The organism is Affinirhizobium straminoryzae (genome assembly GCF_007004135.1).
GTDB classification, from domain to species: domain Bacteria; phylum Pseudomonadota; class Alphaproteobacteria; order Rhizobiales; family Rhizobiaceae; genus Neorhizobium; species Neorhizobium straminoryzae.
The window spans coordinates 1-13,957 of the sequence record NZ_VJMG01000046.1 but is presented as its reverse complement, the minus strand read 5'-3'; the positions used below and the strand labels follow the sequence as shown (position 1 = coordinate 13,957).

Sequence of the window (13,957 nt, the reverse complement as noted above, 5' to 3'; positions counted from 1 at the left end):
CTCCCTTGAAAATGCGCTTTTAGGGTAATGGAGGGGCGCCGGGCGGGCGCCCCCGTGCTGGCTCAGAGCTTGGCTTCGGCGGCAGCCACGACAGCCTCCGCGGTGATGCCGAAATGCTTGTAGAGGTCCTTGGCCGGGCCGGAGGCCCCGAAGGACTTCATGCCGATGAAGGCGCCATCGCTGCCGATGAAGGCATCCCAGCCCTCGCGCACCGCCGCTTCGACCGCAATCTTGACCGGCGCGTGGCCGATGATCGCCTCGCGATAGTCTTCGGATTGCTCGAAGAACAGTTCGAAGCAGGGAACGGACACGACGCGGGTTGCAACACCCTTGGCTTCCAGAAGCTCAGCCGCCTTGACGGCGATTTCCACTTCCGAACCGGAGGCGAAGATCGAGACCTTCGCATCAGCGGCCGACACGAGTTCGTAGGCGCCGGAGGCGCACAGGTTGCGTTCCTCGTATTCCTTGCGCATCGGCGCAAGGTTCTGGCGGGTCAGCGCCAGGCCGGAGGGACGCGTCTTGTCGTTGAGTGCCAGCTGCCAGCATTCCGCCGTCTCGACCTCGTCGCACGGACGGAAGACGAGCAGATTCGGAATGGCGCGCAGGGCTGCGACATGCTCGACCGGCTGGTGGGTCGGGCCGTCTTCGCCAACGCCGATGGAATCATGCGTCCAGACATGCACCACGCGGATGCCCATGAGGGCGGCGAGACGCACCGATGGACGGCAGTAATCGGAGAAGATCAGGAAGCCACCCGAATAGGGGATGAGACCGCCATGCAGCGCGATGCCGTTCATCGCTGCGGCCGTCGCATGCTCGCGAATGCCCCAGTGCATGTAGCGGCCCGAGAAGTCGGTCGGCGTGATCGCCTTCATCTGGCTGGTCTTGGTGTTGTTCGACGGCGTCAGGTCCGCCGAACCGCCGAGCGTTTCCGGCAGCAGGCCGTTGATCACTTCCAGCACGTCCTCGGAGGCCTTGCGTGTGGCAACCGTCGGCGGGTTGGCGGCGATCTTCCGCTTGAAGGCGTCGATGGCGCTGTCGAAGCCGCCCGGCAGATCGCCGGCAAAGCGACGCACGAACTCGGCGCGGGTTTCAGCCGCGGTCGTCGCCAGACGCTCTTCCCATTCCTTGCGCGCCTTGGTGGAGCGCAGGCCCGCCAGACGCCAGGCGTCCAGCACGTCGGCCGGAACGACGAAGGCTTCCGATTCCCAGTTCAGCGCCTTGCGGGCGGCCGCGATTTCCTCGGCGCCGAGCGGCGAGCCGTGCACCTTGTGGGTGCCCTGCTTGTTCGGCGCGCCGAAGCCGATGATCGTCTTGGCCGCGATCAGCGTCGGGCGATCCGAGGCCTGGGCCTTCTCGATGGCCGCCGCAATCGCATCCGGATCATGGCCGTCGATCTCGATCGTGTTCCAGTGCACGGCCTTGAAGCGAGCGATCTGGTCGGTGGAGTCCGACAGGGAGACCGCACCGTCGATGGTGATGTTGTTGTTGTCCCAGAAAACGATCAGCTTGTTGAGCTTCAGGTGGCCGGCAAGCGCGATGGCTTCCTGGCTGATGCCTTCCATCAGGCAGCCGTCGCCGACCAGCGCATAGGTGAAGTGGCTCTGCAGGTCGGAGCCGAATTCCTGGGCGAGCTTGCGCTCGGCAATCGCCATGCCGACGGCATTGGCAATGCCCTGGCCAAGCGGACCGGTGGTCGTCTCGATGCCCGAAGCATGGCCGTATTCCGGATGGCCGGCAGTCTTGGAGCCGAGCTGACGGAACTGCTTGATGTCCTCGATCGTCATGTCCTCATACCCGGTGAGGTAGAGGAGCGAATAGAGGAGCATGGAGCCGTGGCCGGCCGACAGGACGAAACGGTCGCGGTCCGGCCAGAGCGGGTTCTTCGGGTCGAATTTCAGGTAGCGGCTGAACAGAACCGTCGCGATGTCCGCAGCACCCATGGGCAGGCCGGGATGGCCAGAATTGGCCTTCTCGACGGCATCCATGGCAAGGAAACGGATCGCGTTCGCCATCCGGTTATGTTTTTCGGGAGAGGTCATGGCTAGTCCGCTGGTTCGCAGTGTCAATCACGGTCCCTGAAAGGACCACATGAGGCGCGGTCGATCCTTATCAGGTGCGACGGCCAAGTCAACAAACGGGAGGGATGCAGGCGGGTTCCCGAGCGTTTTGCCGCGCCCGGCAAGACCGCCGCGAAAGACGGCGCAGAAGCCCCCGGCCGGGAGCAGAAAACCGTGTTGATCCACAGGCATGAACGCCCCGCCCGCTCCGGTTTTATTGACCCTGTGGACCACGATGCTTAGTGTCGATGGTCAAATCAGGAGCGGATGCACGCGATTCGAGCGTGGACCGTCGAGGCCGGGTAGCCCCAGAATGCCGGTGGACAAGATCTTGAATGCAGCCCTTTCCGAACTCCGGGACGCCGTGAACGGCCTGGAAAATGCCATAGACATGCGCATGGAACGCCAGCGCGAGGCTGCCGACGTGGAAAACGAAGTGCGCCGCGTGCATGCCGACCGTGCACGGCTTGCACAGGAACTCGATCAGGCGGAATTTCGGGCGAACCGGCTGGAAGAGGTGAACCGGGAAGTCTCGCGGCGGCTGGTGACGGCGATGGAAACGATCCGCGCCGTCCTCGATCGATAGTTTCAGAGGCCCGCTTCGCGAGGTCCCGTTTGACAGGCAAGAGGCAGGCATGGCGCAAGTCACGGTAATGATCGACGGCAAGGCCTACCGCATGGCCTGCGAGGAAGGCCAGCAGGCGCATCTTGAAAGCCTTGCGCTGCGGTTCGACCGCTATGTGAGCCACCTCAAGAGCCAGTTCGGCGAGATCGGCGATCTGCGCGTCACGGTCATGGCCGGCATCATGGTGATGGACGAACTGTCGGAGGTCAGCCGCCGGCTTTCCGCGGTGGAAGCCGAGCTTGCCGTGCTGCGCCAGAGCCATGACGGCGTGGAACAACAGCAGCAGGCAAGTGACCATGCGGTCGCAGCAGCCCTCAGCGAGCTTGCAAGCCGTCTCAACGGAATCACCGCCAAGCTGAATGCCCGGCCGACCGCGCCAACGAATTGATGAATGACCTCTGGCGCAACGTTCGAACCTCTCCTATATTGCGGCTGCGGTCTGCGCTTCCCGACAGGAACCACAATCCCTGGGGCCATACTCGATCCAAAGGGAGCTGTCCCTGACCAGGCCCGTGGGCCTGGACACACGGTGCCCACCTACGTTTGTAGGCACCCAGGATCGTAAATCTCCATCGGTCGCCGTGGATCGCACCTCTTCTTCCCCTGCCCTGTTGCCAGTCAATGGTTCCGGCTGAGACAGCCGGTCGCGGGTAATGTTCGCGCAGGCGGCCTGCTTGACATCCGCCGATTGCGATCCATTTTACCGCTCAAGGGGTTAGGGTTCCGCGTACCATGCCATTTTCCAACACGAAGTTTGCGCGCTCGTCGCTGCTGATGCTGCTTGTCGGCGCGGCGGTTCTGGCGGCCATTGTCACGGCCTCCTTCATTCTGTCGCGCATGACGCAAAGCTATTTCAACGACGTGGTGAAGCTGCGCGATCTGCGCTCGGCCTCCTCCGACATGATGCTGTATTTGCGCGCTGCGGAATCCGGCCAGCGCGGCTATGTTCTGACCCGCGACAATGCCTTTCTGACGCCCTATACCGCGGCAACAGAGGGCATGAACCGTCAGCGCGAACGGCTGCGGAAGAGCTATGCCAGCCAGTCCGTGGTTACCTTCCCGCTGGACCAGTTCGAAGCGCTGCTGGACAAGAAGCTCGAGGAGATGAAATCGACGGTCGATCTTGCCCGCGACGGCCAGTTCGATGCCGCAGCCGACATCGTGCGCAATTCGAGCGGACGCGAGATCATGGACCAGATGAGCGCACAGCTCGTGACCATGGTGCGCGATCTCGACCGGCGCCTGAATTCCGGCATCCAGGACCTGCGCGACACCGCCGATGCACTGCAATGGTTCACGCTGGGTGGCGGCATCGTGATCATGCTCGTGGTCGGCGGCGCAATCGTGGTCGTTGCCCAGCATGTGCGGGAACTCTCACGCGCCCACCGGGCGGTGGAGGAACTGAATACGGGCCTTGAGGAACGCGTCACCGAACGCACCGAGGACCTGATCCAGGCCAATCGCGAAATCCAGCGCTATGCCTATATCGTCTCGCATGACCTCAGGGCACCGCTGGTCAACATCATGGGCTTCACCAGCGAACTCGACCAGACGCTGAAATCGATCCGCGCCTATGTGCTCGCCGGTGACCGCCCACCGAGCGAGGAGGACATCCGCCAGGCGCGTCTGGCGGTGGAAGAAGACCTGCCGGAGGCGATCGGCTTCATCCGCTCGTCCACCAAAAAGATGGATGGGCTGATCAATGCCATCCTGAAGATTTCGCGCGATGGTCGCCGCGAACTGAAGCCGGAGCCCGTCGATCTCAAGGATCTGATGGAGGCAACGGCAAACAGCATCAACCATCAGGTGACCGAGGGCGGCGGTGCCGTGACGATCGCCCTTGGCGGCGCGAGCCGTCTGATCACCGACCGCTTTTCGCTGGAACAGATCTTCGGCAATCTGTTCGACAATGCAGTGAAGTACAAGCATCCCGATCGCGCGCTCAGCCTGACCGTGCGGGCCCAGCCGGCCGGGCGCGGCATGCTGCGCATCGAGGTGACAGACAATGGCCGCGGCATCGCGCCGGAAGATCACGAGCGCATTTTCGAACTTTTCCGCCGCTCCGGCCTGCAGGACAGCCCGGGCGAAGGGATAGGACTTGCCCATGTGCGCTCTCTGGTGCGTAATCTCGGCGGCGAGATCACCGTCCAATCCACGCTCGGCAGCGGGTCGACCTTCATCATCCGCCTGCCGACCGATCTTTCCCAGTATGTCAGGAGTAACGGGTCATGAAGGCAGCAGGCCGAGAAGTCACCATCGTGATGGTCGAGGATGATGAAGGCCATGCGCGCCTCATCGAGAAGAACGTGCGCCGCGCCGGCGTCAACAACGAGATCATACCGTTCACCAACGGCAATGCGGCCCTCGATTACATCCTCGGACCGGATCGCACCGGCGACAACATTCAGGGTCGCTACATCCTGATCCTGCTCGACCTCAACCTGCCGGACATGTCCGGCATCGACATTCTGGAGAAGGTGAAATCCAACCCGCATGCCAAGCGGCTGCCGGTGGTGATTCTCACCACCACGGACGACGAGCGGGAAATCCAGCGCTGCTACGATCTCGGCGCCAATGTGTACATTACCAAGCCGGTGGACTACGACAGCTTTGCCAATGCCATCCGGCAGCTCGGCCTGTTCTTCTCCGTCATGCAAGTTCCCTGAGGATCCGTTCCGCCGATGCCGCAGACCATACTTTACGTCGATGACGATGTTGCGCTCGGGCGCCTCGCCCAGCGCTCGCTCGGTCGGCTCGGCTATGCGGTGGACCATGTCACGGATGGTGCGGCCTGCATGGCCGCGCTTCAGGCACGCCACTTCGATGCGGTGGTGCTCGACCATTATCTGAGCGCCGAAACCGGCCTTGATATCCTGCGCCGCTTCCGCGAACTGGGCTACAGCGTTCCGGCAATCTATGTCACCGGCTCCAGCGAGGCGACGATCGCCGTGGATGCGCTCAAGAACGGCGCATCCGACTATGTGATCAAGACGGTGGGCGAGGAATTCTGGTCGCTGATGGAAAGCGCGCTGCGCCAGGCGATCGCGACCGCCGAACTCAGGCGGGAAAAGGAGCGTGCCGACCAGGAGATCCGGCTCGGCAAGGAACGGGCGGAGGTGCTGCTCGCCGAAGTGAACCACCGCGTCGCCAACAGTCTGGCGCTGGTCGCCGCCCTGATCCGCCTGCAGGCGACCAACAGCCGCGACGAGACGGTGCGCGCGGCGCTCAGCGAAACGCAGGCGCGCATCACCGCAATTGCCGGCATGCATCGCAGCCTCTACACCTCCGACGACGTGCGGCAGGTGGAGATGGACAAGTATCTGAGCACGCTCGTCAAGGAGGTGCAGGGTTCCGTCAATGTCGGAAGCCAGGGGCCGTCCATCCGCCTCGATGCCGATCCGGTGGTGCTCGCCTCCGACCGTGCGGTCTCCGTCGGGATGATCGTCACCGAACTTCTCACCAATGCGATCAAATATGCCTATCCGCCCGGGCGCGAGGGCGAGGTGCGGGTGACACTGACGCGCAGCCCCGATGGCCGCGCACTTCTGGCGGTGGAAGATGACGGCGTCGGCATCGAGGAAGGCTCGGTTCCGAAGGGCACCGGGCTTGGCAGCCGCATCATCCGCTCGATGGCAAGCACGCTCGGCTCGGCCATCCGCTACGTGCCTTCCCAACCCGGCACGCGGGCGGAATTGTGCCTGGAACTCGCCGCCGAACCGGCATGATACGGCGCGATGTTCGCGTCCATGCGTTGCAATGCGCTCCCCGCAAGGCTACATTGCCCCCACTGTCAGCCGCAGCCCGCCGGGAACCTTGTTTTTCCTTCCGGTGTTGACGCGGCAGGATTGGCCGGCTGATCGTGCCGATCCGGGAAGAACCGCAGTTGTGCGGATCTTCTTCCCTGGCGTTAACCCATGAGCGTCTCTTGATAACCGAAATTGTTATTGTCGTATTGCTGACCCTCCTCAATGGCGTTCTCGCCATGTCGGAACTGGCGGTGGTTTCGTCGCGCCCGGTGCGCCTCAGAGTGATGGCGGACCAGGGCAACAAGGGCGCAGCGCTGGCGCTGCGTCTGGCCGAGAATCCCGGCCGCTTCCTCTCCACCGTACAGATCGGCATCACGCTGGTCGGCGTGCTTTCGGGTGCCTTCTCAGGCGCAACCCTGGGTGCTCGTCTTGCCGGCTGGCTGCAGGACCAGGGCCTGTCCGCCGGGCTCGCCGATGGTCTCGGCGTCGGCTCGGTGGTCGTCGCCATCACCTATCTCTCGCTGATCCTCGGCGAACTGGTGCCGAAGCAGATCGCACTGCGCGCCCCGGAATCGGTCGCTGCTCGCGTCGCCCCCGCCATGCTCGTTCTGTCGCGCTTCGCCCTGCCTCTGGTCTGGCTGCTCGATGCCTCAGGCAAGGCCGTTCTCGGCCTGCTTGGCCAGCGCGGCCAGTCGGAAGAGCGGATGACGGACGAGGAAATCCGCAGCGTGCTCGCCGAGGCGCAGAGCGCCGGCGTCATCGAGACGGAGGAATCCGCGATGATCTCCGGCGTCATGCGACTGGCCGACCGCACCGCGCGCGGCCTGATGACGCCGCGCCGCGATGTCGAGGTGATCGACATCGAGGACGACATGACGGAAATCCGCGCGCAGCTGCGCGCCACCCAGCGCACCCGCCTTCCCGTGCGCAACGGCTCCTCCGACGAGATCCTGGGCGTCCTCTTCCTCAAGGATTTCTACGAGGCGCTCGGCCAGGGACGCGATCCGGACATCCTCAACAACATGCGCGAAGCCCCCGTGGTTTCCGACCTCACCGGCGCGCTCGACGTGATCCAGGCGCTGCGCAAGGCGCCGGCCCAGATGGTGCTCGTCTATGACGAATACGGGCACTTCGAGGGCATCATCACCTCCGGCGACATTCTGGAGGCCATCACCGGCGTCTTCCAGGAAGACGAGGTGGAGGAGCCTCCGGTCGTGCAGCGCGAGGACGGCTCCTATCTGGTGGCAGGCTGGATGCCGATCGACGAATTTTCCCACCAGATGGGCTTTTCCATGAAGGAGGATCCCGATTACGAAACGGTGGCGGGTTTCGTGCTGGACGAGTTGAAACGCCTGCCGGAACTCGGCGAAGGTTTCAGCCGCAACGGCTGGAGCTTCGAGGTGGTGGATCTGGACGGCCGGCGCATCGACAAGCTTTTGGTGCGCAGGCTGGCAGACGCCGCATGAGCGATCTGGCCGCCCCTCAGGCCGCACCTTCGGTCGATCCGTTGTCCGCCAAGGCGCGGTTGCGCGGCGAACGGCTTGCCGCGCGCAATGCCCTTGCGCCCGACGACCGCATCGAGAAAAGCCTGCAGCTTGCCGAGCATGGGCAGGCGGCTCTGACGGTTCAACCCGGCACGATCGTCTCCGGCTTTCTGCCGATCCGCTCCGAGGCGGACATCCGTCCCCTCCTCTCGGCGCTGCGCATGGCCGGCGCACGCATCGCGGTGCCCGTGATCCTCGACAAGGAAACCATCGTGTTTCGCGAACTGGTGCCGGGCGCGGACCTGATGCCGATGGGCTTCGGCACCTATGGCCCGGGACCGGAGGCCGCCGTGCTCGACCCCGAGATCATGCTGATCCCGTTGTCTGCCTTTGACGCACAGGGCCAGCGTATCGGCTATGGCGGTGGCTATTATGACCGTGCCATTGATCGTTTGCACAGGAAAGGCAGGCATCCCGCACTGATCGGCATTGCCTTTGATTGTCAGGAGGTGGCATCTGTTCCGGCAGAACCTCATGACATCAGGCTGGACGCGATCCTGACGGAAAGCGGCTTTAGGCCATTCAACAGTTGATCGGACAGGCATGCGACTTCTCTTTCTCGGCGACATGGTAGGCAAGACGGGCCGGACGGCCGTCTGGGAGCGCCTGCCTGGCCTCGTCTCCGACCTGAAGCTGGATTTCGTCATCGTGAATGGCGAGAACGCCGCAGGCGGCTTCGGCATCACCGAGGACATCTTCCTCGAAACCATCAATGCCGGCGCCGACGTGGTCACCACCGGCAACCATGTCTGGGACCAGAAGGAGGCGGTGGTGTTTGCCGGCCGTCACGACCAGTTCCTGCGCCCTGCCAACTATCCGGCCGGAACCCCCGGTCGCGGTTCCGGTCTCTATTATGCCCGCAACGGCGCGCGCGTGCTGGTCGCCAACATCATGGGCCGCGTCTTCATGCATCCGGAACTCGATGATCCCTTCAAGTCGGCGGAAGCCATCCTCGCCGCCTGCCCGCTGAAGGAACAGGCGGACGCCATCGTCTTCGATTTCCACGCGGAAGCAACCAGCGAGAAGCAGTGTTTTGGCCATTTCGTCGATGGCCGCGCCAGCTTCGTCGTCGGCACCCACACCCATGTGCCGACCGCCGACCACCAGATCCTCACCGGCGGCACCGCCTACATGTCGGATGCCGGCATGTGCGGCGATTACGATTCCTCGCTCGGCATGGACAAGGAAGAACCGCTCAACCGCTTCATTTCCAAGATGCCGAAGGGCCGGTTCGAGGCCGCGAACGGCCCCGCGACCATCTGCGGCGTCGGCGTTGAAATCTCGGATACGACGGGTCTTGCGGAAAAGATCGCGCCGCTGCGCATCGGCCCGCGGCTGACGGAGACGATTCCCGATTTCTGGCGCTGAACGAGGAGACGGCCATGAGCATCTTCGACGACGACAAGCCTGCAAAACGCCCCGCACACGAGATCGGCTGCGATCTCTCGATGCTTTCCGTCGAGGATCTTGAGCAGCGGATTGCCCTTCTTCAGGCGGAAATCATCCGGCTTGAGGGCGAGCGGCAGCGCAAGGATGCAGGCCGCAAGGCAGCCGAAAGCCTGTTCAGACGTTGAGCCGGAGGATACGAATTCCTATCGGCATCCGGAAAATCCGGTGGCATTTTAAACGCATGTTAAGCAATCCCGACGATGATCGGGACTGTCCGGTTCTGCCGGACTCAGACAGTTTCACCTTTGGGTTTCCTTGCTGTGAAGTGGTCTGATTCTCCCTGTTTTACCTTGAGAGCCGCTCCTGCGGCTCTTTTTTTTGGCGCCCTGTGTAAACTGTGGGAATTAACCCTTCCTTAAGAATTGCCTTGCGGATTTCCGCTACTGGTAGCATCTTCTGAGCCACGAACTGCGGTGTACGGAACTTTCGTCCGTCTCCGCCATTGCTCAACAAGTTGATGCGTTAGCAGGAATATCTCGATGTCAGAACAGGTATTGAATACCGTCAGTTTCGCCGGCCGTGCCGCTAACTCGTCGCAATTCAAGGCGCTCTACAGCGAGGGCATGGCGCTGGTGGAAGAAACCGCTGCCTATCTCGACGGCCCGGGCCGTGCTGCCTCGAAGGTTCTGCCGCGTCTCGCAACGGTGCTCTATGCAGCCGAATCGATGCGCCTGACCACCCGCCTGATGCAGATGGCCTCCTGGCTTCTGCTGCAGCGCGCCGTCAACAATGGCGAGATGAGCCGTGACCAGGTCGTGGTCGAAAAGAGCAAGGTTCGTCTTGACGGCTTCAATGTCGACCGCATGGCGCCGGGCTGGGGCGATCTGCCGGAAGCCTTCCGCGATCTCGTCGAGCGGTCGCTGCGCCTGCAGAACCGCGTTGCCCTGCTCGACCGCGAAATCTATCGTCCGAACGAAACCATCGTTCCGGACAACGAAAACAGCGTGCGCGCCCAGCTCGATCTCCTGCGCACCGCCTTCAGCCCAAGCTGACACCGGTTTTCCGGATCCATCTTGAAGAAGCGGGCGTTTCGTCCGCTTTTTTTTGTTGCGCGCGGGCGTCCAACGGGACGAGAGGCATGCGAGCCGCTTGCCTGAGCGGGCCTGTCATGGTTAGTGCCGCAACACCAGTGCGTCGCGAGCCCCTCCATGCCGTCATTTCTGCCTCGATACCAGACCCGTCAGACCATCGTACGTTTGCTCTCGATCATGGCAAGCGCCAAGGAGATCAACCAGTATCTCAAGCGCTTCTCGCAGGTGGATGCCAAGCGTTTTGCGGTCGTCAGTCTTGATGACGCGGTGCTGCAGGATGATCTGGAAGCCATCGCCTCCTCGCTGTCTTTCCTGCAGGATGTCGGTCTCACCCCTGTCATCCTGATGGGCGCGGGGCGAAAGCTGGAAGAGGAGCTGTCCGTCATCGGCGGGACCGCCGGCGGGGACGCACCCCGCAGGACCGTCTCTCCGGACGCCCTCGCGCGGCTGCGTCGCACCTTCCAGGACCTCAATCTCCAGCTCGTCGAGGCCCTTCAGCACAACGGTGCGCGGGCAACCTCCGTCATGGGCGGCGTCTTCGAGGCGGATTACATCGACCGCGACGCACTTGGCCTGATCGGCCGGGTGACGTCGGTCAACCTCGCCCCCATCGAATCCAGCCTGCAGGCCGGCTCGATCCCGGTCATCAGCAGTCTCGCCGAAACGGCAGGCGGCCAGATCCTGAAGATTGGCTCCGACTGCGCGATCAACGAACTCGTACAGGTTCTGCAACCTTTCAAGATCATTTTCCTGACCGGCGCCGGCGGTCTGCTTGATGCGACCGGACGCATCATCGATTCGATCAACCTTTCCACCGAATACGGCCAGTTTGCCCGGCAATCCCTGTCCGGCAGTGCGATCCCCTTCGCGATCGGACAGATGAAGGACATGCTGGAGCGCCTGCCGCTGGAATCCTCCATCGCGATCACCAGCCCGGCCAATCTCGCCAAGGAACTCTTCACCCACAAGGGCTCCGGCACGCTGGTACGCCGCGGCGAAAACGTGCTGCGCGTCACCCGCTGGGACGACCTCGATCTGGTAAAGCTGCGAGCCCTCATCGAATCGAGCTTCGGCCGGCAGCTTGTGGATGACTACTTTGAACGCACCAGCCTGCTGCGGGCCTATGTGAGCGACAATTATCGCGCCGCCGTGATCCTCAGCGAGGAAAACGGCATTCCGTATCTCGACAAGTTCGCGGTGCTGGACGACGCACAGGGTGAAGGCTTGGGGCGCGCGGTCTGGAAGGTCATGCGGGACGAGACGCCGAAGCTGTTCTGGCGCTCCCGCCACAACAACCAGGTGAACATCTTCTATTACGCCCAGTCGGACGGCTGCTTCAAACAGGAGAAGTGGAAGGTCTTCTGGTACGGGCTTGAGACCTTCGGGCAGATCCAGGCCTGCGTCGACCATTGCGCGGCGCGGATGCCGACGCTTCTCTGATCCGCTGCGAGCCGAGCGACCGGCTTGCAATCATCAGGCAACACCCCCCTCACCTTGTTTCGGCCAGGGGGATGCAAAAGCCATTATCGGTTTTGATGACCGTGGATGAAAGCCGCTTACGGCTTGCCGATGGCGGCTTCGTGAATGGTGGCGGGCTTGCGGGCAACCGGCTTGGCGGGCGCCTTTGGCTTGGCAGCCACGTCAGCCGGCGGCAGGTGCCGGTCCATCATGTCCTTCATCTGCGCATCGCGGGCCTGCGCCGTCTTGCCGCCCAGCACCACGCCGACCAGACGATGGCCGCCGCGCGCGACAGACGTGACAAGGTTGTAGCCGGAGGCCTCGGTATAGCCGGTCTTGATGCCGTCCGCACCGGCATAGGTGTTCAGCACGCCGTTATGGCCGCGCAGCTTCATGCCGCGAAACACCATGCTCTTCTGGGAGAACAGCTTGTACTCCTCCGGAAAATCATGAATCAGCGCCTGACCGAGACGCGCCATGTCGGCGGCCGTCGTCACCTGATCGGGATCCGGCAGGCCGGCGGGATTGCGGAACACGGTGCGGCCCATGCCGATCGCGCGTGCCTTCGCCGTCATCATCTGGCCGAAGCCGGCTTCCGAACCACCCAAAGTCTCGCCCATGGCGACGGCCGCATCATTGGCGGAGAGCACGATCATGCCCGTCACCGCCTCGCGCACGCTTACCGTCTTGCCGGCGCCGATCGCGAACTTGAACGGCTCCTTGCCATTGGCATTTTCCGACATGGTGATGCGCGTATCCCAGGTGAGACGCCCGTTATGCAGCGCCTCGAAGGTGAGGTAGAGCGTCATCATCTTGGTGAGCGAGGCCGGATAGTTCAGGGCGTCGGCATTTTCCTGTTCCAGCACCGTGCCGGTCGTCATGTCGACCAGCACACGGGCCTCGCCGCTGAAGGCTGGCAGTGCTGCGGCAGACAGAAGCAGACCGGACAGCATCAGGCGGGGCAGGAAACGCGACAAAGACAGCATGGAAACCTCGTAAACGAAAATCCCGCCCGCCATTGCCGCAGGCCGGCCGGGCGCTCTAAGCAAAAAACCGCCCGAAGCTTTGGGCTTCGGACGGTTCGGATACGGTTGTCAACACCGCCGGGACGCCACCCGGCGAGGGCATCAGAGACCGAGGCCTGCGAAGCGCTTGTTGAACTTGGAAACGCGACCGCCGCGGTCCAGCAGCTGCTGGCTGCCACCGGTCCAGGCCGGGTGCGACTTGGAATCGATTTCCAGGTTCATAACCGCGCCTTCCGACCCCCAGGTCGAAAAGGTTTCGTATTCGGTGCCGTCGGTCATGACGACCTTGATCTTGTGGTAGTCCGGATGGATGTTGGCCTTCATGACACTCTTCCTGCTGTGCGGGGTCCATTTGTCGCAATTGCAGCGAGAGACCCTATTCCATAAATGAAGCCGTAGACCGGTCCGGCCACGGCTTCCCAATTCGATGCGGAGCCTATACAGGAAGGACTTTGAAAGCACAAGTACCCGCGCCGGAGAGTTGACGGGGCAGATCACGGGGGCATCGTGACCGATACCGCACCAACCAACGAGAAGAAACGCCGCACGCCGCAACCTCTTCTCCGCCTGATGCCCTATGTGCTGCGTTACCAGTCGATGGTTGGCGCCGCGGCCCTCTTCCTGCTTCTGGCCGCGGCCACCACGCTGGCCCTGCCGACCGCCGTGCGGCGCATGATCGACCACGGTTTCGCTGCCGCCGACGGCCAGTTCATCAACAGCTATTTCGCCATGCTGCTGGCCCTGGCCACGCTGCTCGCCGTGTCCAGCGCACTGCGCTACTACTATGTCATCACCATCGGCGAACGCGTGGTGGCCGATCTGCGCCGCGAGGTGTTTTCCCGCGTTACGGCGCTCTCTCCCTCCTTCTTCGACGTCAATCAGTCCGGCGAGATCGTCTCGCGATTGACGGCGGACACGACGCAGATCAAGTCCGCCTTCGGCGCCTCGGCGTCGCAGGCGCTGCGCAACCTGATCCTCTGTCTCGGCGCGATGGGGATGATGATTCTCACCAGCCCGAA

At 63.0% G+C, this 13,957-nt stretch carries 15 protein-coding genes and 1 other RNA gene; 13 read left to right on the top strand and 3 right to left on the bottom strand.

All coding sequences use genetic code 11. The annotated features are described in order from the left end of the window. Nucleotides 1–62: 62 nt before the first annotated feature. Complete coding sequence (gene tkt / locus FNA46_RS15775) at nucleotides 63–2,042, bottom strand: transketolase (RefSeq protein ID WP_143126166.1); 1,980 nt, start codon at nucleotides 2,040–2,042, stop codon at nucleotides 63–65. 331 nt (nucleotides 2,043–2,373) lie between these two features. Here tkt and FNA46_RS15770 point away from each other — a divergent pair, with 331 nt between their 5' ends. The 12 genes from FNA46_RS15770 to FNA46_RS15715 all read left to right on the top strand — a co-directional run bounded on the left by FNA46_RS15770 (nucleotide 2,374) and on the right by FNA46_RS15715 (nucleotide 11,895). Beyond that, nucleotides 2,374–2,646: a DUF4164 domain-containing protein gene (locus FNA46_RS15770; RefSeq protein ID WP_143126165.1), complete on the top strand. Its 273-nt coding sequence runs from the start codon at nucleotides 2,374–2,376 to the stop codon at nucleotides 2,644–2,646. A 49-nt stretch (nucleotides 2,647–2,695) separates the two neighbouring features. Then, entirely contained in the window at nucleotides 2,696–3,073 is a 378-nt protein-coding gene (locus FNA46_RS15765) for a cell division protein ZapA (protein ID WP_143126164.1), read from the top strand. A 45-nt stretch (nucleotides 3,074–3,118) separates the two neighbouring features. After that, nucleotides 3,119–3,277: non-coding RNA, 6S RNA (ssrS, locus tag FNA46_RS15760), on the top strand. Between the two features lie 140 nt (nucleotides 3,278–3,417). Then, nucleotides 3,418–4,917 (top strand): sensor histidine kinase, encoded by a 1,500-nt coding sequence (locus tag FNA46_RS15755; RefSeq protein WP_143126163.1) that lies wholly within the window; start codon nucleotides 3,418–3,420, stop codon nucleotides 4,915–4,917. Beyond that, nucleotides 4,914–5,351, top strand: a complete 438-nt coding sequence (locus FNA46_RS15750; RefSeq protein ID WP_143126162.1) for a response regulator — start codon at nucleotides 4,914–4,916, stop codon at nucleotides 5,349–5,351. The genes FNA46_RS15755 and FNA46_RS15750 overlap by 4 nt, the downstream gene beginning before the upstream one ends. 15 nt (nucleotides 5,352–5,366) lie before the next feature. Beyond that, the gene (locus FNA46_RS15745; protein WP_143126161.1) at nucleotides 5,367–6,410 is read left to right on the top strand and encodes a sensor histidine kinase; all 1,044 of its coding nucleotides are present in this window, start codon (nucleotides 5,367–5,369) and stop codon (nucleotides 6,408–6,410) included. A gap of 200 nt (nucleotides 6,411–6,610) precedes the next feature. Next, nucleotides 6,611–7,897: a hemolysin family protein gene (locus FNA46_RS15740; protein WP_143126160.1), complete on the top strand. Its 1,287-nt coding sequence runs from the start codon at nucleotides 6,611–6,613 to the stop codon at nucleotides 7,895–7,897. Next, the gene (locus FNA46_RS15735; protein ID WP_143126159.1) at nucleotides 7,894–8,508 is read left to right on the top strand and encodes a 5-formyltetrahydrofolate cyclo-ligase; all 615 of its coding nucleotides are present in this window, start codon (nucleotides 7,894–7,896) and stop codon (nucleotides 8,506–8,508) included. The genes FNA46_RS15740 and FNA46_RS15735 overlap by 4 nt, the downstream gene beginning before the upstream one ends. Nucleotides 8,509–8,518: 10 nt before the next feature. Continuing rightward, nucleotides 8,519–9,343, top strand: coding sequence for a TIGR00282 family metallophosphoesterase (locus FNA46_RS15730; protein ID WP_143126158.1), 825 nt, complete (start codon nucleotides 8,519–8,521; stop codon nucleotides 9,341–9,343). 14 nt (nucleotides 9,344–9,357) lie between these two features. Continuing rightward, the gene (locus tag FNA46_RS15725; protein WP_143126157.1) at nucleotides 9,358–9,549 is read left to right on the top strand and encodes a DUF1192 domain-containing protein; all 192 of its coding nucleotides are present in this window, start codon (nucleotides 9,358–9,360) and stop codon (nucleotides 9,547–9,549) included. Between the two features lie 354 nt (nucleotides 9,550–9,903). After that, nucleotides 9,904–10,416 (top strand): protease adaptor protein RcdA, encoded by a 513-nt coding sequence (gene rcdA, locus FNA46_RS15720; RefSeq protein WP_143126156.1) that lies wholly within the window; start codon nucleotides 9,904–9,906, stop codon nucleotides 10,414–10,416. A 156-nt stretch (nucleotides 10,417–10,572) separates the two neighbouring features. Continuing rightward, entirely contained in the window at nucleotides 10,573–11,895 is a 1,323-nt protein-coding gene (locus tag FNA46_RS15715; protein ID WP_143126155.1) for an acetylglutamate kinase, read from the top strand. A 116-nt stretch (nucleotides 11,896–12,011) separates the two neighbouring features. On the opposite strand, the gene FNA46_RS15710 is transcribed toward FNA46_RS15715, so the two are convergent. Both FNA46_RS15710 and rpmE read right to left on the bottom strand, forming a co-directional pair. Beyond that, entirely contained in the window at nucleotides 12,012–12,899 is an 888-nt protein-coding gene (locus FNA46_RS15710; protein ID WP_143126154.1) for a D-alanyl-D-alanine carboxypeptidase family protein, read from the bottom strand. A gap of 141 nt (nucleotides 12,900–13,040) precedes the next feature. Further along, a complete protein-coding gene (gene rpmE, locus FNA46_RS15705; RefSeq protein WP_143126153.1) occupies nucleotides 13,041–13,262 on the bottom strand; it encodes a 50S ribosomal protein L31 in 222 nt (73 codons plus the stop codon). Nucleotides 13,263–13,508: 246 nt separating this feature from the next. On the opposite strand from rpmE, the gene FNA46_RS15700 reads away from it, so the two are divergent. Beyond that, nucleotides 13,509–13,957: ABC transporter transmembrane domain-containing protein (locus FNA46_RS15700; RefSeq protein ID WP_246103130.1), on the top strand; the 449-nt coding region annotated here is incomplete at its 3' end.